Source organism: Spirillospora sp. NPDC047279 (genome assembly GCF_040643285.1).
Classification (GTDB): Bacteria; Actinomycetota; Actinomycetes; order Streptosporangiales; family Streptosporangiaceae; genus Spirillospora.
The window spans coordinates 1-18943 of the sequence record NZ_JBEYUA010000033.1 but is presented as its reverse complement, the minus strand read 5'-3'; the positions used below and the strand labels follow the sequence as shown (position 1 = coordinate 18943).

Here is an 18943-nt window from a genome sequence, read left to right as displayed (position 1 = left end):
CGGCCGCCCGCCAAGGACGCCCCGGGTCGCGTCCCCCGCCTCAGCCGGGGAGCGCGACCCGGGTCGGACGGTCGATCACCGGGGTGAGGCAGACGCCGCGGCTGCAGGCTCCGTACGACACCGCGACCTCCGCCGTCCGGGCGGTCCGGCGGACGGGGAGGGAGATCGTGACCGGGCCGTCGAGGTAGACCGGAAGCCGCGCGTCCAGCGCCGGTAGATCCAGCGAGCGCACGGCCTGGTTCGCGCGGGGTGCGCCGGTCGCCACCAGCCCCGCCCGCACGTTCACCCGCGTGGGGACGCCGAGGTCGTCCGGCGGCACGGCCGCCAGGACGGCGGTGAATCTGAGGGCGGGCATGACGGGCGCTCCATGATCAGTTAGATGTGCCAGGAGAGTAGCCGCCCCTTCCCTCCTCCCTCCTGATCAAGGCCATGTCTGGTCACACACTCCGGTCACCGGTCGGGGGGTTCGGCTTGCGGCGGGGGAAGCGCATGGTGAGGAGCTTCGCCCGGGGCGCGAGGCGCCCGGCCAGATTGAACAGCGACTCGGTGCGGGTGCGGTCGGCGTCGAGGTGGGTGAACAGGTTGACGCCGAGGTAGAACGTGATGGCGGCGTAGGCGAGCTCGCGCGGCGGCATCAGCTTGGCCAGCGGGGAGCCGCCGATCACGCGTTCCAGCGTCTCCTCGACGAACACGATCCAGGGGTCGGCCCGGGCGACGATCTCCTTGCGCAGCTCGGGCCGGGCGATGCTCGCCCCGACCAGCTCGGAGAACAGGGTGATGTGGCCGCCCTCGATGTCCGCGCGATAGATGCCGGTGGCGGCCTCGACCAGGTCTTCCAGGGTCTTGGCGCCGGCGACGGCCTCCCGGTGGGCGGTCATGCGCTCCTGGGACGAACGGTCCAGCGCGGCGAGCAGGAGGGGGTCGACCCCGCCGAAGTGGTAGAAGATCAGCGCCGAGTTGCAGCCGGCCGCCTTGGCGATCGTCCGCGCGCTCGTTCCCGCGTAGCCCTCGGTGCGCAGGGTGTGCGCGGCCGCCTCGACCAGCCGCTCCCTGGTCTCCGCGCTGTTCTGCTTGCTCATCGTCTCCCGGATTCCGTGGTTGACAACCGGCCGTACCTTCATCATACGGTTTAATCGCTCGATTAAACCGATCGATGAAGGGGTCCCCATGGTCGAACCGGATCCCGGGCGCAGGCGCTCGGCACGGCGCGTCCTGTTCGCCGTCCTGGCCGCGCTGTTCGCGGCGATGCTGGCGTACAAGATCCTCGAAGCGGGACGCCTGGAGCAGACCGCGCTGTTCTACGTCGGGATCCCGGCCCTGATCGCGCTGACGATCGTGCTGACGGCGAACCCGCGCGGCTCGGTCGGAGCGATCTTCGTCACGGTCACCGTCGGATTGACGCTGGCCGGTCCCCTGCTCGACGAGGGCATCGTCTGCCTGCTCTTCGCCGCGCCGTTGCTCTATCTGGTCGGAGCGATCGTGGGTCTGCTCCTCGACTGGGCCCAACGCCACCGTGGTGTGCAGGCCTTGCTGCTGCTTCCGCTGCTGCTCGTCGGCGAGGGCACGATCGCCGAGGTGCCGCGTGGCGGCGCGGTGACGGTGACGCGGACCGCGCCGGCCGGCGTCGACCTCGAGCGGGCGCTGGCCGCCGCGCCCGAGTACGGGCCTGTCCGGTCGCGGCTGCTTCGGCTCAAGCTCCCCAGGCCCGTGCTCGCGGAGGGTTCGGGCCTGGACGTGGGCGACACCCGGCGCGTCACCTTCACCCCGCGCACGTCGCTGGGGATCGGCGCCCGGCCCGAGCCCCGGTCGATGGAGCTCAGGGTGGTCCGCCACGAGCCCGGCCGGGTCGTCTTCGCGATCACCAGGGACACCACGCTGTCGCGATGGCTGGAGCTCGAGGAGGCGGAGTTCAGGTGGCAGGGGCCTCGCCTGAGCGTCACCCTGCGGTACACCCGGACGTTCGATCCCTCCTGGTACTTCGGCCCGGTCCAGCGGTACGCGATGCACGAGGCCGCCGCGTACCTGGCCGAGACGTTCACGGCGCCATGACCGATCCGGCGCTGATCCGCGGGGTGGCGCTGTTCGCGCCGGCCCTGGCGTTCGCGGCCACGCTCAAGTACCGGCCGCCCGGCCGGCGCGAGATCGCGGCCCTGATCCTGGCCGTCTCGTGGAACGTCCTGGCGCTGGCCGGGGTGAACCTGCTGGCGATCCGGGCCGGATGGTGGTCGTTCGAGGCGGAGGGCGGCACCCTCGGGGGCGTGCCGCTCGACCTGCTGCTCGGCTGGGCCGTCCTGTGGGGCGGCCTGGCCGTGCGGGCTCCGCGCACGCTGCCGCTGCCGCTGGTCGCCGGGCTCGCGATCTGGGTCGATCTCGCGCTGATGCCGCTCGGGCAGCCGGTCGTCGTGCTGGGCGGCGGCTGGCTGACCGGCGAGACGGTCGCGGTCGCCGTCGCCCTGGTGCCCGGGTTGCTCCTGTCCCGCTGGACGGACGCCGGACGCCGCCTCATGCCGAGGGTCCTCATGCAGGCGGTGCTAGCGGCCGTCGCCATGGTCGTGCTCCCGGTCATGCTGAGCGACGTCCCGGAACGTCCGGGCTGGGCGCTCGGGCTCGTGGCCCAGCTCCTGCTCGTTCCGGGGGCGCTGCTCGCCGCCGCGGTCTGGGAGTTCGCGCGCACGGGCCGGGGCACACCGCTCCCGTACGACCCTCCGGCCCGGCTGGTGACCACCGGCCCGTACGCCTACGTCCGCAACCCCATGCAGACCGGGATGGCCGCCGCCTACCTGCTCCTGGCCACGCTGGATCCCGTGTTCCTGCCGGCGGCCGTCGTGGCCTTCTCCTACGGCGCGGGACTCGCGGCGTGGCACGAGGACGAGCAGCTGCGGGCCGAGTACGGCGACGCGTGGACGTCCTACCGCGCCGCGGTCCGGCCCTGGCTTCCCAGGCTGCGCCCGTTCCCGGGCATGCCGCCCGCGGTCGTCTGGATCGCCGAGGATTGCGGTCGCTGCTCCCCCGTGGCCGCCTGGACCAGCCGGCGGCACCCGGTCGCCCTGACCGTGCGCGCCGCCGAGGACCATCCCGACGGCGTGCGCCGCATGACCTACGAACGGGCCGACGGCGTCCGCGCCCAGGGCGTCGCCGCCTGGGCCCACGCCGCCGGCCATCTCCACCTCGGCTGGGCACTGCTCGGATGGACCCTGAACCTCCCCGTCCTCGGCCGCTTCGCCCAGCTGTGCGCGGACGCCTTCGGCGCCGGTCCCGCCGCGGCACCCGCCAGACGCTCTGGTCCCAGGTGACGGGCAGGGTGTCCGGGTGTCCCGGCGGCAGCGCGGCCGTCAGGGGCGGCGGGGGACGACCAGCGGGTGGGAGGCGCGGGGGTGGGTGAGCACCTCGATGTCGTGCTGGTAGACCTCGGTGAGCAGCTCGGCGGTCAGGGTCTCGGCGGGCGGACCGCAGGCGACGAGGCCGCCGTCGGCCAGGACGGCGACACGGTCGGCGTGGGCGGCGGCCAGGCCCAGGTCGTGGACGACCACGACGACGGCCACGTCCTGGCGGGTCAGGCGGCGGGCCACGGCGAAGACCAGTTCCTGGTGGCGGATGTCGAGCGCGGCGGTGGGCTCGTCGAGCAGGACGAGGCCGGTGCGCTGGGCGAGGACGCGGGCCAGGGCGACCCGGGCCTGCTCCCCGCCGGACAGCGACGGGAACCGGCGATCGGCGAAGTCGAGGACGTCCGCGTCGCGCATCGCCGCGGCCACGGCGTCGTCGTCCGCGTCCTCCAGCTCGGTGCCCGCCCACGGCGTGCGGCCCATGCGCACGACGTCGGCCACGGTGAACGGGAACGCCAGGCTGTGGTGCTGGGGCAGCATGGCGCGGCGCATCGCCAGCTCGCGGGCGGTCCAGCCGTGCAGCGGCGCCCCGGCGAGGGTGACGTCCCCGGCACGGATCTCGCCGCCGAGGACGCTGAGCAGGGTCGACTTGCCCGCGCCGTTCGGCCCGACGAGCGCGAGGGTCTCGCCGTGGCGGACGTCGAGGGCGACGTCGCGCAGGATCTGGCGGCCGGCGCGCTCGACGGTCACGCCGGACGCGGTGAGCGCGACCTCGCCGGGGGCGGCGGGGAGGCGCGGACGGCGGAACGAGATCATGCCCAGCCTCCGGACTTGGTACGGGTCCGGCGCAGCAGCCAGAAGAAGAACGGGCCGCCGACGACCGAGGTGAGCACGCCGAGCGGCAGCTCCTGGTAGGCGATCGAGGTACGGGCGACGAGGTCGGCCGTGACGAGGATCAGGGCGCCACCGAGGGCGGAGGCCGGCAGCAGCACGCGGTGCCCAGGGCCGGCGACCATCCGGATCAGGTGCGGGACCACCAGGCCGACGAAGCCGATGATGCCGCTGAACGCGACCGCCGACGAGGTGAGCAGCGCGATGACGACGATGCCGGTGAGGCGCAGCCGTTCGACGTCCACGCCGAGCTGGCGGGCGGCGCGTTCGCCGAGCGACAGGACGTCGAGGCGGCGTGCGCAGACCATGGCCACCGCGATGCCCGCGACCGCGCACGGCGTGACGGCCGCGACGGCGGGCCAGGTCGCGCCGGCGAGGCTGCCCAGCTGCCACGAGGTGATGGCGCGCAGCGCGTCGTTGCCCGCCGCGAACATCAGCAGGCCGAGCGCGGCCGTGGCGACGGCGTTGATGGCGATGCCGGTGAGCAGCAGCGTGACGACCTCGGTGCGGCCGCCGGACCGGGCCATGGAGTAGACCACGAAGACGGTGCCGAGCCCCAGGACGAACGCGGCGAGCACGATCGTCCAGTTGCCGAACACGGTGAGCCCGAACACGGTGACGGCGGCGGCGCCGACGGCCGCGCCCCAGGAGATGCCGATGACGCCGGGTTCGGCCAGCGGGTTGCCGAACACGCCCTGCATCATCGCGCCCGCGCAGCCGAGCGAGGCGCCGGTGACGGCGGCGAGGGCGACGCGCGGGAAGCGCACGAGCCAGAGCGCGTTCTCGCCGTGGACGGCGGTGGGCTCGGGGCCCAGGTCGAGGCCCGCGCGGTGCAGGACGGAGCCGACGACCTGGTCGAGCGGGATGTTGACCTGCCCGAGGCCGGCGGCGACCAGCGACATCACGACCAGCCCGGCCGCCAGTCCGGCGAGCAGGAGCACCTTCCTCATGAGCCGCACGGGGGACGGTGGACGGCGGTGGCGAGCGCCTTGATGGTGTCGCCGGTGCGCGCGCCGAAGTTGAGCAGCGTGCCGTCGTCGGCGTCCACGATCCGCCGGGCCTGGCCCGCCGGGGTCTGCCGGATGCCGGGCAGCTTGAGCAGCCCGTCGACGCCGCCGACCGACTTCAGCCCGGCCGACAGGACGAGGATCACGTCCGGCGCCGCGTTGATCATGCCTTCGCTGGTGAGCGGCCGGAAGCCGGAGAGGCCGGCGGCGGTGCCGGCGTCCTCGGCGCCGATGGCCTGGATCATCGCGTCGGAGCCCGCGCCCCTGCCGCCGATGAGGTAGACGCCGGCGGTGCCGCGCACGTACAGGAAGGCGACGCGCAGGGGCTTGGCGGTCTTGGGCGTGGTCGAGCGGGCGGCCTCGATCTGCGCGTTCACGCGGTCGTTGAGCCGGCGGCCGGCGGCCGGGACGCCGAGCGCGGCGGCGACCGCGGTGATGTGCTCGCCCACGGCGGGCAGCGTCTGCCGGTCGTCGACCATCACGACCGGGACGCCGGACGCGCGCAGCTGGTCGAGCGCCTCGGGCGGGCCGATGCTGCGGTCGGCCAGGACGACGCTCGGGTCGAGCTTGAGGATGGCCTCGGCGGACAGGTCATGACCCTGGTTGGTGACCAGCGGCAGGCGGCGCGCCGCGGGGAACGTGGTGGAGGCGTCCCGGCCGACGACGCGGTCGCCGAGGCCGAGGCTGAAGACGATCTCGGCGAGCGAGCCGTAGAGGTTGAGCGCGAGGACGCGGCGGGTGTCCTTGACGGTCACCTTCCGGCCGTCGGCGGACGCCACGGTCACCGGCGTGCGCGGCTCGGGGGCGGGCGTGAGCGGATCGACCTCGGCCGAGACCCGCATGCTGGACGGGCCGCAGGTGGCGGCGGGGTCGACGGCGCCCGTCGTGGTCCGGGCCGATCCGGCGGCGCACGCGGAGGCGGGCAGGATCAGCGCGAGGGCGAGCGCGAGGGCCCGCACCGGGCGGCGGGGTCCGGTCACGCGGCGGCCCCGGCGGAGGCCGGAGCGGCGGCGGCGCGGGCGCGGCGGCGGCGGGTGACGAGGATCCCGCCGCCGACGGCGAGGAGGCCGATGGCCACGCCGCCGCCGATGATGAACGGCAGCGGCCCGCCGGAGCCGTCGTCGAACGTCACCGGCACGCGCACGTCCTGGGAACGGTCGGAGGTGCGGGTGTGGTCGGCCCGGGTGGTGACCACGCACTTCACCTCGGTGCAGTCGAGGGCGTCGGTCAGCTTGGCGCTCACCTTGATCTCGACGTTGAACGTGCCGCCGGGGCCGAAGGGGACGGCCAGGCCCTTGCCGTACGGCGGCGGGTTGGACGAGATCCACTGCGAGCCGCCGGTCTTGCCGCTGGTGTCGGCGCCTCCGCCGCACGGGGTGGCGACCTTGCCGGGCCCGTTGTCCTTGCAGAAGGCGACGTAGACGCCCTTGCCCGTGTCGTAGCCCCTGCCGATCGCGGTCAGCGTCGTGCCGGCCGCGGCCAGCCCGTCCGCCTGGGAGATCGAGAGGGTCTGGCCCTTCGGCCCGGTCGCGGTGGCACCGCCTCCGGTGGCGGCGTGCGCCGCGGGGGTGAGCAGGAGTGTCGCCCCGAGGGCGAGAAACAGGGGGGTGCTGAGCGGCCGCATCGTTCCATCCATTGATCGCTTTACGCCGGATGAGCCACGATGTTAGCTTAGCCTGACCTAAGTTAGGTATGCCTAATTTGCTGCTGACCTGTGGGGTTGACCGATGAGCTCCGAAACATGAGCAGGACCGCCGCCGCGTGCGCCGCGTTCACGGCCGTCTGCGCCGGGCTCGCCGTCGCCGCGCCGCCCGCCCACGCCGCGGGCATCCGGGTGTCGCAGACGACCGGTCTCGCCCCCGCCGGTCAGTCGGTGACCGTCACCGGCTCGGGGTTCGACCCCAAGCGCAACAACCGTTTCGGCGTGTACGTCGTGTTCGGCCCGCGCCGGGCGGACTTCTTCAAGAACGCCGACGCCTTCGGCTCCGCCGTCTGGGTGCACCCCGGCGGTGGCGGCGGGCAGCAGGCCCCGATGAGCGCGTCCGGCTCGTTCACCGTCACGCTGCGGGTCCAGGCCCGCTACACCGACGGCGACGGCAGGAAGGTCGACTGCCTGGCCACCCGCTGCTACGTGATGACGATGGCCGCGCACGGCGTGCCCGACCGGAGCCAGGACACCTCCGCCGCGCTCACCTTCAAGGGCGGCGGCACGCAGGGTTCGGGCTCCGGCGGGGCGGGGTCCGGGACCGGCGGCTCGGGCGGCACCGGGTCCGGCACGTCGGGCGCCGGGACGGGCACCGGCACGGGGACGTCCGGCGCGGGAGGCACGGTCGCCGGCGCCTCCGGGGCGACCGCGTCGCCCGGCACGTCCGCGACCGCCCCGCCGTCCGGCGGCGCGGCCCAGCCCGCCTCCGGCGGCGCCGCGGTCCCCGTCGCCACCCAGACCTTCGTCCAGACCGCGACCGGCCCGACCGCCCGTTCGCCCTGGCTCTTCTGGCTGCTGACCGCGGCCGTGCTCGCCGCGATCTACGGCGTGCACCGGTACGCGCGCCGCCGCCACCTCTGACCACCCGTTCCCGACGGGTGCCGTATGACCCCCCGCTCTTGCCTCAATAAGGAGTAGTGAATGCAGCGCATCGCCCCGCGGTTGACCCGCGGAGCCGCCGTGCTGGCAGGTGCCGGACTGTGCACCGCCATGTTCGGCATCGGCCCCGCCCTCGCGGCGGGTCCGGCGACCGAGGTCACCCCCGCCACGGAGGCGAACCCGGACGGCCAGGACCTGCGCGTGGTCGGCTCCGGTTTCGACCCGGACAAGAACAACGGCTTCGGCGTGTACGTCGCGTTCGGGCCCAAGACGCCGGACCACACCACCAACGCCAACGTGTTCCAGCAGGCCAAGTGGGTGCACAAGAACGCGTCCAGCAGCCCGGGCCAGGCCAGGATGAACACCGACGGCACCTTCGACCTGACCCTCGCGGGCATCAAGGCGAAGTACACCGACGGCGACGGCAAGGCGTGGGACTGCCTGACCACGCAGTGCTACATCATCACGATCGCGGCGCACGGCTCGCCCGACCGCAGCCAGGACACCTACACGCCGGTGCGGTTCGTCGGCGGCGGCGACCCCGGGGACCCGGGCGACCCGGGCGGCGGCTCCGGCGACCAGACCATCACCGCCAAGGTCAAGCGCGGCGGAGCGCTGACCCTGTCGCTGGCCGGCTCGAGCGTCGCCCTGCCCGAGGTGGGCGCGGGCGAGCGCACCAGCGGGCAGCTCAACACGGCCACGGTGACCGACTCGCGCGGCACCAACGCCGGGTGGAACCTGGTCGGCCAGGCGACCGACCTCACCTCCACCGAGGGCGGGACGGTCCCCGCGTCCAACCTGGGCTGGACGCCCGCCGCCGGACCGGCCAAGGACGGCTCGACCGGCGTGGCCACCCCCGGCCCGCAGGTCACCGGCCTCGACCAGGCCCGCACCCTGGCCGGTTCCGCCGCCGGGAACAGCGGCGGGGTGTTCGACCTGGGCGCAGGGCTCGACCTGCTGATCCCGGCCGGGGCGACCGCCGGGGACTACACCGGCACGCTCACCCTGACCCTGTCCTGACAGTGCCCGGGGGCCGTCCGCGTCGCCTCGCGGACGGTCCCCGCGTACACCGCGCGCCCTCACGAACAACCCGGAGCACGACATGATCCGAGCGGCCCTGGCCCTCGCCCTCACCCTGGGCGTGACGGCCGCCCTCCAGCCGCCGCCGGCGCTCGCCGCGACGGCGGCGCCCGAGCCGTCCAAGGGCGGCTTCACCTGGGCGGTCCAGCCGTCCGGGCCCAAGGGCCCGACCGGACGCGACCACTTCGTCTACAGCGCCGCGCCCGGCCAGAAGATCGAGGACACGGTCGGGATCACCAACGGCGGCCGGTCCGCGCTGACGTTCAAGGTCTACGCCACCGACGCGTTCAACACCGCGGACGGTTCGTTCGCGCTGCTGACCGCCGCCCAGCGGCCGCGCGACGTCGGCACGTGGACGACCTTCAAGGCCGCCACCTACGAGGTGAAGCCGGGCAAGCGCCTGGACGTGCCGTTCACCGTGACCGTCCCGCACGACGCCACGCCCGGCGACCACAGCGGCGGCGTCATCGCCGCGGTCACCGAGCAGGTCCCGAACGCGCGCGGCCAGCGCGTCAACGTCGACCGCCGCGTCGCCGCCCGCGTCTACCTGCGGATCAACGGGCCGCTCAGCCCGGCCGTCCAGATCGACGACATCACCACCGCACACGACACCCCCACGCTGGGCAGCGGCCCGCTCACGGTGACCTACCGCGTCCGCAACACCGGCAACGTCCGGGTGACGGCGGGCGCGAGGATCACCGCGCAGGGCCCCGTCGGCACGCTCGGCAAGCCGGTCTCGCGCACGATCCCCGAACTGCTGCCGGGCGCCGGCTACACCTTCACCGAACGGATCCCGGGCGTCGCGCCGGCCGGGCGGCTCACCGCCTCGGTCAAGCTCACCCCGGCCGATCCCGGCAACGGGTCGCCGCTGCGGCCCACCACCCGGGCCGCCTCGACCTGGGCGGTCCCCTGGCTGCCGCTGGCCGCGACCGTCCTGCTCATCGTCGCCGCCATCGCCCTCCTGCGCCGCCGGAAGACCTCGTGACCCTCCCCCTCCTCCTCACCCTGCCCCTGCTCGCGGGCCCGGCGATCGACGCCCCCGGTTCGGCCCGGATCGGCCAGGAACTGACCGTGAAGGTGTCGGGCTTCCCCGCGGCCTCCGTCGCCGTCGAACTCTGCGGCAACCAGGCCCGCCGCGGCACGGCCGACTGCGCCGTGAGCTCCTCGGCGACCATGTTCGTCCCCGAGGGCAGGCCCGCCACCGTCGTCCTCAAGGTGGTCAGGCCACCGATCGGCTGCCCGTGCGTCATCGCCGCCCGGCCCGTGTCCGGCGGCACGGCGACCACCGTCCCGATCAAGATCAAGGGCGTGCCGACGGTCAAGGCCGTCGCCGCGCCCGCGGTGCCGGCGCGGAACCTGACCGCGACCAAGGTCTCCGTCCGCGGCGGCCCGTCGTGGTTCGGCGCCTCGACCGGGCGGACGCTGGCCGTCACCCTGCGCAACCAGGGCTCGGTGCCCATCACCGACCCGCCGCTCTCCCTCGCCGTCGGGCGCGGGGCGGAACCGACCGGCGTCGTCCCCGCCCCGCCGCTGGGCACCCTGGCCCCCGGCGCCGAACGTACCTACGAGATCCCGTTCACCCTGGACGGGCCGGTCTTCGGCCGCTACACCGTGCGCGGCGAGATCACCGGGCTCGACCGCCCGATCGCGTTCACCGCCTCCACCTCCGGCTACCCGTGGGCGCTCCCGCTGCTCGGCGTCCTGCTGATCCCGCTGCCGCTCCTGCGGCGCCCGCGCCATCGGCGCCGCGCCGGGGCGGCCGTGACGACGCCGCTCACCATGAACCAGATCGTCGCGTCCAACCTCGCCCACTGGCGCCGGAGCCGGGACCTCCCCGCGCCGGCGCTCGCCCTCGCCCTCCGCGACGCCACCGGCCGCGGCTGGACCGCCCGCCAGATCACCGACATCGAGGCCGCGTGGCCCGTCACCGAGCCGCACCGCTTCGACGCCAACGAGCTCGTCGCCCTCTCCCGGGCACTCGGCGTCTCCCTGACCGACCTCTTCCTGCCGCCCACCCCCGACCGGCCTCCCGCGACCCCGTCTTCCGCAGATCCGTCTTCCGCGGGCCCGTCTTCCGCGGGCCCGTCGCCCGCCGACCGCGACCCCGCCTCTCCGAGGAGTGAGAATGGCGCAGCCATCTGAGAACCCCGAAGCGACACCCGGTGCCGAGGCTCGCGCGATGGTGATGCGCCTGGTCTTCGGCGGCATGGCCGTGCAGGTGGTCGGGGTGGCCGCCCGGCTGAACCTGCCCGACGAGATCGGGCCGGACGACGCGACGGTCACCGACCTGGCGGGCACGTACGGCTTCGAGCCGGTGCGCATGACGCGCCTGCTCCGCGCGCTGGCCGGCCTGCAGCTGTGCCGCGAGGTCGAACCCGGCCGGTTCCGGCTCACCGACGCCGGTCATCTGCTGCGGCAGGGCCACCCGGCCTCGGTGCACCGGTTCGTGCTGATGTTCACCGATCCGGTGATGCTCGGCGCCTGGCCGCGGCTGGAGACCGCGCTGCGGACCGGCCGTACGCAGTTCGACGAGGTGTTCGGGCAGCCGTTCTTCGACTACCTCACCGAACGCCCGGAGAAGTCGGCCGTGTTCAACGACTCGATGAGCCAGGCCACCTCGGCCGTCGCGGCGGTGCTGCCGGGGTTGCACGACTTCGGCCGCTACCGGCTGCTGATGGACATCGGCGGCGGCGACGGGACGTTGCTGACGGCCGTGCTGCGCGACCATCCCGGCCTGCGCGGGCGGGTGTTCGACACCGCGCCGGGCGCCGCCCAGGCCGGCGAGGTGATCGGCCGGACCGGGCTCGCCGGGCGCTGCGAGGTCGCGCACGGGGACTTCTTCGGATCCGTGCCCGGCGGCGCCGACGCCCACCTCCTCAAGAGCATCCTGCACGACTGGGACGACGCGCGGGTCGTCACGATCCTGCGGCACTCGCGCGCGGCGCTTCCCGGCGACGGCACCCTGCTGATCGTCGAGCCCGTCCTGCCGGAGACCGTTCCGGAGGAGGGCATGGGCGGCATCTACCTCAGCGACCTCAACATGCTGGTGAACGTGGGCGGCCGCGAACGTACCCGCACCGAGTTCGAGCACGTCTGCCGGGAGGCCGGTTTCACCGTGACCGCCGTGACTCCCCTGGCCGCCACCGGCTTCAGCCTGATCGAGGCCGTCCCGGCGGCCTGACCCTCGCGAGGCTCGGCCCGGTGGTCAGCCGGCCAGGATCCTGGCCTTCTGCTCGGCGAACTCGGCGTCGGTGAGGATGCCCTTCTCCTTCAGCTCGGCCAGCGCCTGCAACCGCTGGATGGGGTCGGTCGGCGGCGCGGGCGGGGGTGGTGGCGGGGGCGCCGTCTGGTAGCCCTGCTGCTGGTCATACGCCCGCTGCCGCTCGGCCGCGACATTCGCGTCACGTCCGGCGAACTTCTCGGCCTGGCGGCGCTGCACGCGCCCGTTCACCGCGGACGCCGTTCCGGCGATGACCGCCGTGCGCGCCACTCCCCTGAGCAAACCCGGCATGGCTCTTCTCCTCAGATCGTCGTGTCGAGTGCGTCGAGCGCTTCCATCACGTCCGTGGCCGGGATGCGGGCGCTCGCTATCAGCTCGCCGCCGTTCTCGCGCGCGGCGGCCACGAACGGGATGGCCCAGGTGTTCTCGTAGATGATCAGCGCCGCGAGCGTGTCGTCGCGCATCGCGACGGCAGCCTCGCGGGCGTCGGACTCGCCGAGCAGCCCGGACCTGGCTCCCGCGAACTCGACGAACGCGCCCAGTTCCTTCGCCGACGGCTCGGTCAGGTCCACCATGAAGATCGACCCGTCCGGCGCCTTCCCGATCAGCATCAGGTCCAGCACCCGGACCACGCCGCGCTCGATCAGGTCCATCAACGCCTGGGCGGTGCTGCCGGTGAGACGGTCCTTGGGGAACTCGATCAGAACGAAGTCGATGGGGCCGTGGACATCTGTCGTCGTCATGACCGCCAGGTTCCGGCCGCGGGTCCGGCTCCGGCATCACCCACGCGGGGTGACCTCCCGCGCGGGTGACGCCAAGCGCCCGGTCAGCCGAACTGGCCGGGCGTGTAGTCGCCGGCGGGCTGCCGGGTCATGACGTTCAGCCGGTTGAACGCGTTGATGAGGGCGATCGAGGCCACCAGCCCGACGAGCTGTTCCTCGTCGAAGTGCTTCGCGGCGTTCTCCCACACCTCGTCGGGCACCCCGCCGGCGGCGTCCGCGATCCGGGTGGCCTCCTCCGCCAGCTCCAGCGCGGCCCGCTCGGCCTCGGTGAAGACGGTGGCCTCCCGCCAGGCGGCGACCAGGTTGAGGCGCAGCGCGGTCTCACCGGCGGCCAGCGCGTCCTTGGTGTGCATGTCGGTGCAGTACGAGCAGCCGTTGATCTGGCTCGCGCGCAACTTCACCAGTTCCTGCGTGGCGACGGGCAGCCCCGAGTCGGTGACCGCCTTGTTCGAGGCGACGAGGTGCTTCAGGACCTTGCCTGCGGTCTGGCTGGCGAAGACGTTCAAACGGGCGTCCATGGTGGGCTCCTCTGCCGTGGTCGTCGAGCTTGCACACCCTGGGACGGGACGGCCCGCGGGGATGTGACACGCGCGAACGTGACGTGCGTCTCCCCTGCGGTCGGCTCGGAGGACGGAACCCTGGCCCTCACGCCGGGCGATCGCTCTAGCGCGGGAGGGTGAGGCGGTCGGCGGCGGCCTGCCAGCGGGCGGTGCCGCCGGCGGGTTCGTAGGTGCGCAGGTCCTGGGTGGCGGCGATGCGGGCACGCAGCGCGGCGAGGTCGTCGATCACTCCCAGGGCGCAGGCCTGGACGCCGATGTTGCCGAGCGCCGTCGCCTCGGCCGGGCCCGCCACCACGGGCAGGCCGGTGGCCTCGGCCGTCAGGCGGCACAGCAGGTCGTTGCGGGAGCCGCCGCCGACCAGGTGCACGGTGTCGACCTCGCGGCCGGACAGCCGGGCGGCGTCGGCGATGGTCGCGCGGTGCGCCAGCGCGAGGCTGTCGAGAACGCACCGGACCGTCCCGGCCCGGTCGCGGGGCTCGGGCTGCCCGGTGGCCGCGCAGTAGCGGGTGATCCGCTCGGGCATGTCCCCCGGGGGCAGGAACATCGGGTGGTCGGGGTCGACGACGGATCTGAGCCCGGGGGCGTCCGCGGCCGCGTCGAGCAGCGCCGGCAGGTCGGCCGCGCCGAGGTCCCAGGTCCGCACGGACTCCTGGAGCAGCCAGAGCCCCATGATGTTGCGCAGGTAGCGGATGGTGCCGTCGATCCCGGCCTCGTTGGTGAAGTTCGCGGCCCGGCCGGCCGCCGAGACGACCGGCGCGGTCAGCTCGACCCCGGCCAGCGACCACGTGCCGCAGGAGATGTAGGCGAAGTTCGGGCCGGTGGCGGGGACGGCGGCGACGGCCGAGGCGGTGTCGTGGGAGGCGACGGTGGTGACGGGGATCGCGGGCAGCCCCGTGCGCCGGTCGAGGGCGCCGGCCGGGTCGCGGGGCGAACGCAGCTCCGGGAAGACGTCCCGCGGCAGGCCGAGACGGCCGATGAGATCGTCGGACCACGTCCCGGCGTGCGCGTCGTACAGGCCGGTCGTCGAGGCGTTCGTCCGTTCGGCGCCGCGCTCGCCGGTGAGCCAGTACGCGATCAGGTCGGGCATGAGCAGGACGGTCCGGGCACGGTCGAGGAGCCGGTCGGCGGCCAGCTGGTAGAGGGTGTTGAACGGCAGGAACTGCAGGCCGTTCACCGCGTAGAGCTCCTCGGGAGGGACGCGGTCGTGGACGTCCCGGATCACCGCGGCGGTCCTGGCGTCGCGGTAGTGGACCGGGTTGCCGAGCAGCGCGCCGGACGAGTCGATCAGGCCGTAGTCGACGGCCCAGGTGTCGACGCCGATCGAGTCGAGCCCGGGACCGGCGGCCTTGAGCCCGTCGAGGATGTCGCGGTAGAGGCCGAGGGCGTCCCAGTGGAGGGTGCCGAGCAGGTCCACCGGGCGGTTGGCGAACCGGTGGGTCTCGGTCAGATCGAGTCCGTCCGCGCCGATGCGGGCGGTGATGACGCGGCCGCTCGAGGCGCCGAGGTCGATCGCGGCGATCCGCGCGGTCATATGAGGAAAACCTCCAGAGTGCGGGGGCCGTGCACGCCTTCCACCCGGGACAGCTCGATGTCGCTGGTGGCGGAGGGCCCGGAGACGAAGGTCAGCGGCCGGGTGACGTCGAGCCGTTCGACGGCCTCGGGCACGTCGGCGACGATCTGGGCGGCGCGGACCACGACGAGGTGGTGGTCGGGCACGAGGGTGAGGGCGCGGCGCCCCTGGCCGGGGCCGTGGTCGAGGACGATGGTGCCGGTCTCGGCGATGGCGGCGGCGCAGCCGGTGACCACGCCGGCGGCGTTCACCAGGTCGGCGTCGCCAGTCGTCTCGGGCAGGGCGGACGTCCACGCGGCGGGGAGACCGGGCGGCAGGGCGTACGCGCCGGGCCGGACCGCCGCCGCGAGGGCCGCGGGAAGCCCGTCCTCGGTGAGGACGTGCACGGTCGCCCGGTAGTCGGCCACCCGTTCGGCGAGGAGGCCTGCCAGGTCCCGTTCGTGATGGCGGCGCAGGTAGCGCCGCCGCACGGCCCGGTAGTCCGCCGCTGGATCGGCGGCCGGGCCGGTGTCGTCGAGGCGGGCGAGGATGTCGTCACGGGCGCTCATCGCGGGCCTCCTCCTTGGCACGGGCCGCCCACCAGGCGCGGAACGACGTGCTCGGCGGCACGGGGACGTCCCGGGTCGCCGTCCAGGCGCGCGGGACCCGGGCGAACCGGGCCAGGCGCCGGGCACGGCCCGCGCTCCACTGGGCCGCCGCCAGCCGCCGGGGCGAGGCGAGCACCCAGCCGGCGGCGCCCATCGCCAGCCGTTCGGGCCGCTTCTTGGGCGCCTTGGCGCGCAGGTGGACCAGGACCTCGGGGATGTCGATCGCCACCGGGCAGACCTCGTAGCAGGCGCCGCAGAGCGAGGACGCGAACGGCAGGGACGCGTCGACGTCCGAGCCGATGCCGCGGATCTGCGGCGACAGGATCGCCCCGATCGGCCCCGGGTAGGGCGAGCCGTACGCGTGGCCCCCCGCGCGGGCGTAGACGGGGCAGACGTTGAGGCACGCCGAGCAGCGGATGCAGCGCAGCGCCTGGCGGCCGATGTCGTCGGCGCGCGTGGCCGTGCGTCCGTTGTCGAGCAGGACGAGGTGGAAGCTCCGCGGCCCGTCCCCCGGGTGCACGCCGGTCCAGGCCGAGGTGTAGGGGTTCATGCGTTCGGCGGTGGACGAGCGCGGCAGCACCTGGAGGAAGACCTCCAGGTCGCGGGCGGTGGGCAGGAGCTTCTCGATGCCCATCACGGTGATCAGGGTCTCGGGCAGGGTCAGGCACATCCGGCCGTTGCCCTCGGATTCGACGACCAGGACCGTGCCGGTGTCGGCGATCGCGAAGTTGGCGCCGGACACCGCGACCTTCGCCGCGAGGAACTTGGCGCGCAGGTGGCGGCGCGCGGCCTCGGCGAGCGCGGCCGGGTCGTCGGTGAGCCCCGCCGGCGCGGACGGCATCGTCCGCCGGAAGAGGTCGCGGATCTCCTCGCGGTTCTTGTGGATCGCGGGGACCAGGATGTGGGAGGGACGGTCGTCGCCGAGCTGGACGATCAGCTCGGCGAGGTCGGTCTCGTACGCGCTGATCCCGGCGTCGGCGAGCGCCTCGTTGAGGCCGATCTCCTGGGTCGCCATCGACTTGACCTTGACGACCTCGGTCTCGCCGGTCGCCTTCACCAGGTCCGTCACGATCCGGTCGGCCTCGTCCGCGTCGCGCGCCCAGTGCACCGTTCCCCCGGCTTCGACGACCTTCTCCTCCAGCATCCGCAGGTAGTGGCCGAGGTGCGCGAGGGTGTGGTCCTTGATCTGCTTGGCGGACTCGCGGAGCTCCGCCCAGTCGTCCAGCTCGGCGACGGCGGCCGCCCGGCGCGTCCTGATCGTCCCGGTCGCGTGCGCGAGGTTGCCGCGCAGCCGCCGGTCGGCGACGGCGTCGCGGGCGGCCTTGGGGAACGACGGCATGCCCACGTACGCCGGCATGCTCCCGGGGCCGCTCATGCCGTGCTCGCCAGGATCTCGGCCAGGTGCATGACCTGGACCCCGGAGCCCCGCTTGGAGAGCGCGCCGCCGAGGTGCATCAGGCAGGAGTTGTCGGCGGCGCAGAGCACGCCGGCGCCGGTCCGCTCGACGTTGGCGATCTTGTCCGCGCACATGGCGGCCGAGACGTCGGAGTTCTTGAGCGCGAACGTGCCGCCGAAGCCGCAACACTCGGCGGCGTCGGGCAGCTCCGCCAGGTCGAGGCCGCGCACCTCGCGCAGCAGCCGCAACGGCCGGTCGCCGATCCCGAGCATGCGCAGGGAGTGGCAGGTCGGGTGGTAGGTGACCCGGCGCGCGAACGTCGCGCCGACGTCGGTGACGCCCAGGACGTCGACCAGCAGCTCCGACAGCTCGTGCACGCGCGGCGCCAGCGCGGCGGCGCGTTCGGCGAGGTCGGCGCGGCCGTGCCGGGCGGCCAGCTTGGCGTGCCAGTCGCGGACCATCGCGGCGCACGATCCGGAGGGGACGACGACGGCCTCGGCGTCCTCGAAGACGCCGGTGAACGCCTCCACGAAGGACAGGGCCCGGTCCGGGTATCCGGTGTTGAGGTGCATCTGCCCGCAGCACGACTGCCCGCCGGGGAAGACGACCTGGTGGCCGAGGCGTTCCAGGACGTCCACCACGGCACGGCCGGTGCCGGGGAACAGCGTGTCGTTCACGCAGGTGACGAAGAGTGCGATCTTCATGGGCGGGTCGACTCCCGGGCGACGAGTTCGGGCTGGAACCGGATCTGCTGGTGCGCGTGGCCCTCCGGGTCGTCGCACTCGTCCAGCAGCAGCTCGGCGGCGATGCGCCCCAGCCGGTACGTGGGCTGGCGCACCGACGACAGCGGCACCGCGGGCGCGCTGGCGTACTCGATGTCGTCGTAGCCCATGAGCAGCACCTGACGGGGCACCCGCACGCCCTGCCGCAGGAGAACGCGCAGGACGCCCATCGCGAGCAGGTCGTTGGCGCAGAACACGGCGTCGGGCAGGTCCCCGGCGAGAAGCCGCTCGCCCGCCTTCTCGCCGGAGGCGGCCGTCAGGTCGTCCACGACGAGGTGGCTCACGGTGCCGCGTCCCGCCGCCTCGACGGCGGCGCGGGCGCCGGTGAGCCGGTCCGCGCACTGGCGGAGCGACACCGGCCCGGACACGTACGCGATGTCGGCCGCTCCCCGTTCCAGCAGGTGGTCGACGGCGAGCCGCCCGCCGGTCACGTCGTCGACGCTCACCGCGCACTGGTGCGGGCGGGTGGCGGCGTGGTCGAGCATCACGGCCGCGATGCCGCGCTCGCGCAGCACCGCCAGCCGTTCGGGCCGGTCGTCGACCGGGGTGACGAGCACTCCCCTGACCCCCTGCTCGGCGAGCATCCGCAGGTTGCGCGCCTCCCGTTCGGACGAGGTCGCCGAACTGCACAGGATCACGCCGTGGCCGCGTTCGCTCATGAGGTCCTCGACCCCGGACGCGAGACCGGCGAAGAACGGATTGGCGAGGTCGTGGACCATCAGGCCCACCAGCCTCCCCCGGCCCGCGCGGAGCCGGGACGCCGAGCCGTTGCGCACGAAGCCCAGCGTCTCGATCGCCTGGAGCACCCGCTCGCGGGTGGCCGCGGCGACCCGGTCCGGCCGGTTGAGGACGTTGGACACCGTGCCCGGGGACACTCCGGCCTCGGCCGCGACCTCCCGGATGCCGACGGCCCCGTCCCGCCCGCCGGAGGAATCACTCGTCATGGGGAGGATTAAAACGTCTTACAACACCACCTGCCAACCCTCCGGTGTCTTGACGCCTCCATGGCCCTGAATCTACGGTTCTGGAACGGAATCTGATTAAAACGTTTTTACAAGGTGGGGTCATGACTGACATCGCTGCCGGGTTGGATGACCTGGCGATCGAGACGCCGTCGTGGGCGTATGGGAATTCTGGGACGCGGTTCAAGGTGTTCGCGCA

The 18943-nt window shown here is 73.9% G+C and carries 21 protein-coding genes; 7 read left to right on the top strand and 14 right to left on the bottom strand.

The annotated features are described in order from the left end of the window. Positions 1-40: 40 nt before the first annotated feature. Together ABZ810_RS46275 and ABZ810_RS46270 are read right to left on the bottom strand one after the other, a co-directional pair. Positions 41-355, bottom strand: coding sequence for a hypothetical protein (locus tag ABZ810_RS46275; protein ID WP_358414745.1), 315 nt, complete (start codon positions 353-355; stop codon positions 41-43). 82 nt (positions 356-437) lie between these two features. After that, positions 438-1079: a TetR family transcriptional regulator gene (locus ABZ810_RS46270; protein ID WP_358414742.1), complete on the bottom strand. Its 642-nt coding sequence runs from the start codon at positions 1077-1079 to the stop codon at positions 438-440. An 88-nt stretch (positions 1080-1167) separates the two neighbouring features. On the opposite strand from ABZ810_RS46270, the gene ABZ810_RS46265 reads away from it, so the two are divergent. Both ABZ810_RS46265 and ABZ810_RS46260 read left to right on the top strand, forming a co-directional pair. Beyond that, positions 1168-2049 carry a hypothetical protein gene (locus ABZ810_RS46265; protein ID WP_358414739.1) on the top strand — a complete coding sequence of 294 codons (882 nt, stop codon included), beginning with the start codon at positions 1168-1170 and terminating at the stop codon, positions 2047-2049. After that, on the top strand, positions 2046-3293 hold the full coding sequence (locus ABZ810_RS46260) for a methyltransferase (RefSeq protein WP_358414736.1): 1248 nt from the start codon (positions 2046-2048) through the stop codon (positions 3291-3293). Before ABZ810_RS46265 ends, ABZ810_RS46260 begins: the two co-directional genes overlap by 4 nt. Positions 3294-3332: 39 nt before the next feature. Here ABZ810_RS46260 and ABZ810_RS46255 read toward each other — a convergent pair whose 3' ends face one another. The 4 genes from ABZ810_RS46255 to ABZ810_RS46240 are packed head-to-tail and all read right to left on the bottom strand — an operon-like array spanning position 3333 to position 6845. Then, entirely contained in the window at positions 3333-4139 is an 807-nt protein-coding gene (locus ABZ810_RS46255; RefSeq protein WP_358414733.1) for a heme ABC transporter ATP-binding protein, read from the bottom strand. Further along, positions 4136-5164 carry an iron ABC transporter permease gene (locus ABZ810_RS46250; RefSeq protein ID WP_358414730.1) on the bottom strand — a complete coding sequence of 343 codons (1029 nt, stop codon included), beginning with the start codon at positions 5162-5164 and terminating at the stop codon, positions 4136-4138. Before ABZ810_RS46250 ends, ABZ810_RS46255 begins: the two co-directional genes overlap by 4 nt. Next, the gene (locus ABZ810_RS46245; RefSeq protein ID WP_358414727.1) at positions 5161-6201 is read right to left on the bottom strand and encodes an ABC transporter substrate-binding protein; all 1041 of its coding nucleotides are present in this window, start codon (positions 6199-6201) and stop codon (positions 5161-5163) included. The genes ABZ810_RS46250 and ABZ810_RS46245 overlap by 4 nt, the downstream gene beginning before the upstream one ends. Continuing rightward, complete coding sequence (locus ABZ810_RS46240) at positions 6198-6845, bottom strand: hypothetical protein (protein WP_358414724.1); 648 nt, start codon at positions 6843-6845, stop codon at positions 6198-6200. Before ABZ810_RS46240 ends, ABZ810_RS46245 begins: the two co-directional genes overlap by 4 nt. Positions 6846-6962: 117 nt before the next feature. On the opposite strand from ABZ810_RS46240, the gene ABZ810_RS46235 reads away from it, so the two are divergent. The 5 genes from ABZ810_RS46235 to ABZ810_RS46215 all read left to right on the top strand — a co-directional run bounded on the left by ABZ810_RS46235 (position 6963) and on the right by ABZ810_RS46215 (position 12066). Then, positions 6963-7787 (top strand): hypothetical protein, encoded by an 825-nt coding sequence (locus ABZ810_RS46235; protein WP_358414721.1) that lies wholly within the window; start codon positions 6963-6965, stop codon positions 7785-7787. A 60-nt stretch (positions 7788-7847) separates the two neighbouring features. Further along, a complete protein-coding gene (locus tag ABZ810_RS46230) occupies positions 7848-8825 on the top strand; it encodes a hypothetical protein (RefSeq protein WP_358414718.1) in 978 nt (325 codons plus the stop codon). A gap of 82 nt (positions 8826-8907) precedes the next feature. Next, positions 8908-9870, top strand: coding sequence for a DUF916 domain-containing protein (locus ABZ810_RS46225; RefSeq protein ID WP_358414715.1), 963 nt, complete (start codon positions 8908-8910; stop codon positions 9868-9870). Next, positions 9867-11027: a hypothetical protein gene (locus tag ABZ810_RS46220; protein ID WP_358414712.1), complete on the top strand. Its 1161-nt coding sequence runs from the start codon at positions 9867-9869 to the stop codon at positions 11025-11027. Before ABZ810_RS46225 ends, ABZ810_RS46220 begins: the two co-directional genes overlap by 4 nt. Continuing rightward, positions 11011-12066, top strand: coding sequence for a methyltransferase (locus ABZ810_RS46215; RefSeq protein WP_358414709.1), 1056 nt, complete (start codon positions 11011-11013; stop codon positions 12064-12066). Before ABZ810_RS46220 ends, ABZ810_RS46215 begins: the two co-directional genes overlap by 17 nt. A 24-nt stretch (positions 12067-12090) precedes the next feature. Here the strand turns inward: ABZ810_RS46215 and ABZ810_RS46210 are convergent, their stop codons facing one another. The 8 genes from ABZ810_RS46210 to ABZ810_RS46175 form a co-directional block, all read right to left on the bottom strand. Further along, positions 12091-12396, bottom strand: coding sequence for an SHOCT domain-containing protein (locus ABZ810_RS46210; protein ID WP_358414706.1), 306 nt, complete (start codon positions 12394-12396; stop codon positions 12091-12093). An 11-nt stretch (positions 12397-12407) separates the two neighbouring features. Further along, a complete protein-coding gene (locus ABZ810_RS46205) occupies positions 12408-12848 on the bottom strand; it encodes a DUF6325 family protein (protein ID WP_358414703.1) in 441 nt (146 codons plus the stop codon). Positions 12849-12931: 83 nt separating this feature from the next. Beyond that, entirely contained in the window at positions 12932-13405 is a 474-nt protein-coding gene (locus ABZ810_RS46200) for a carboxymuconolactone decarboxylase family protein (protein WP_358414700.1), read from the bottom strand. Between the two features lie 145 nt (positions 13406-13550). Continuing rightward, the gene (locus tag ABZ810_RS46195) at positions 13551-14978 is read right to left on the bottom strand and encodes a rhamnulokinase family protein (protein WP_358414697.1); all 1428 of its coding nucleotides are present in this window, start codon (positions 14976-14978) and stop codon (positions 13551-13553) included. Beyond that, positions 14975-15565 carry an LUD domain-containing protein gene (locus ABZ810_RS46190; RefSeq protein WP_358414694.1) on the bottom strand — a complete coding sequence of 197 codons (591 nt, stop codon included), beginning with the start codon at positions 15563-15565 and terminating at the stop codon, positions 14975-14977. Before ABZ810_RS46190 ends, ABZ810_RS46195 begins: the two co-directional genes overlap by 4 nt. After that, the gene (locus tag ABZ810_RS46185; protein ID WP_358414691.1) at positions 15552-16979 is read right to left on the bottom strand and encodes a lactate utilization protein B; all 1428 of its coding nucleotides are present in this window, start codon (positions 16977-16979) and stop codon (positions 15552-15554) included. Before ABZ810_RS46185 ends, ABZ810_RS46190 begins: the two co-directional genes overlap by 14 nt. Further along, complete coding sequence (locus ABZ810_RS46180) at positions 16976-17704, bottom strand: (Fe-S)-binding protein (protein WP_358414688.1); 729 nt, start codon at positions 17702-17704, stop codon at positions 16976-16978. The genes ABZ810_RS46185 and ABZ810_RS46180 overlap by 4 nt, the downstream gene beginning before the upstream one ends. Continuing rightward, positions 17701-18726 (bottom strand): LacI family DNA-binding transcriptional regulator, encoded by a 1026-nt coding sequence (locus ABZ810_RS46175; RefSeq protein WP_358414685.1) that lies wholly within the window; start codon positions 18724-18726, stop codon positions 17701-17703. Before ABZ810_RS46175 ends, ABZ810_RS46180 begins: the two co-directional genes overlap by 4 nt. Between the last annotated feature and the right edge of the window lie 217 nt (positions 18727-18943).